Here is a 263-nt window from a genome sequence, read left to right as displayed (position 1 = left end):
AGGGCAATCACTCCAGCGCAGCGAGTCGGCATCAGGTTGGTTTTCCCACTCTTCCCATACAGGGAGTAACAAAACCAGCCAGCTTCCCGCTTTCAACGTTCCGCTAAGTGCGGCAAAGGCAGCGGCATCAAAGCCGTGGCGGGCGTCGAATACCGCATGCCGGAACTCGCGCCCAAGTAAAGTTTGTAGTGCCGAGGGAGAACAGTGGTTTTCAGCATCTGGCCGCGGCGAAATCCACAGCCAGTCGCCAGGTAAGGCATCAC

1 protein-coding gene is annotated in these 263 nt (G+C 57.8%); it reads right to left on the bottom strand.

Annotated features, from left to right (window positions below):
• The coding region (locus tag NG901_RS16740) for a tRNA(Met) cytidine acetyltransferase TmcA domain-containing protein (RefSeq protein WP_252217076.1) at positions 1-263 on the bottom strand (263 nt) is incomplete at both ends.

It is taken from the genome of Clostridium sp. CMCC3677 (genome assembly GCF_023845585.1).
In the GTDB taxonomy this organism is placed as follows: Bacteria; Bacillota; Clostridia; order Clostridiales; family Clostridiaceae; genus Clostridium; species Clostridium aquiflavi.
Note: the sequence above shows the minus strand (reverse complement) of the source record. Positions and strands in the feature narration are given on the sequence as shown.